This is a genomic window from Oleiphilus sp. HI0067 (assembly GCF_001635735.1).
This window is the reverse complement of sequence record NZ_LWFI01000456.1, coordinates 1-715: the sequence shown is the minus strand read 5'-3', so window position 1 is coordinate 715 and position 715 is coordinate 1. Positions and strand designations below refer to the sequence as shown.

Annotated in this window: 2 protein-coding genes; one reads left to right on the top strand and one right to left on the bottom strand. The window is 42.8% G+C overall.

Translation table 11 applies throughout. The features are described 5' to 3' along the window. Positions 1–209 (bottom strand): hypothetical protein (locus A3739_RS05490; protein ID WP_197472082.1); only part of this gene is annotated, 209 nt, incomplete at its 3' end. A 302-nt stretch (positions 210–511) separates the two neighbouring features. Between A3739_RS05490 and A3739_RS30710 the strand changes: the two genes are divergently transcribed. Continuing rightward, positions 512–715: hypothetical protein (locus tag A3739_RS30710; RefSeq protein WP_231877015.1), on the top strand; the 204-nt coding region annotated here is incomplete at its 3' end.

The window sequence follows — 715 nt, the reverse complement described above, 5'->3', positions numbered from 1 at the left end:
AAATCCAGCGAGCCACGAGTAACACGATTCACTTCTACGAATGCGCTATTAGTGATTCCAGCGCGATACAAAACCTTTTGTTCGTCATTAACCAACGCAATAACAACCCCCTGTTTTTTAGCGAATGTGAAGGGAAGCCTTTCAAACTCGGGGATTGTTGACGGTAGGTTTTCTTCTAGCTGATCAGGTGCGGGTGCGAGTTCGGTCACGCAACTCTCTCTATCATCTCAAAAATAATCGGGGCAAAAGCCAAAACGAATTGCCAAAACAGGACGCCATTCTATGTGTATTTATCGGCGCACCGTAAGCACAGTACATTAAATCATTGTAAGTCGAGTTTAAACTGAGCCATGCGTCACACCCGTCACGATGCCGTAAACTATGCGCCGATTTAATTAGCGAAACACAGATAATGGACTAAATTATCAGACCTCATAGCCGATATTAATTAACACAACGCTATGACAGCTTGTTTACCAAGTACATCAAGTTAGAAAAAACAGGAGTTTTCTTGAATAGCCTAATGTCCCCTGCGATTGCATTAATGAATCGCCTTAGCTACACACAAAAGTTCGCGTTAATCAGTATTCTATGGATACTGCCGATTGCCGCACTTGGATGGATTCTTCTTTCTCAGCTTCAGGATCAAATTAGCGACTCTAAAAACAAGTTAGGGGGCGCAGGTATATACTTTTCGCTACTGTCGTATGAACAC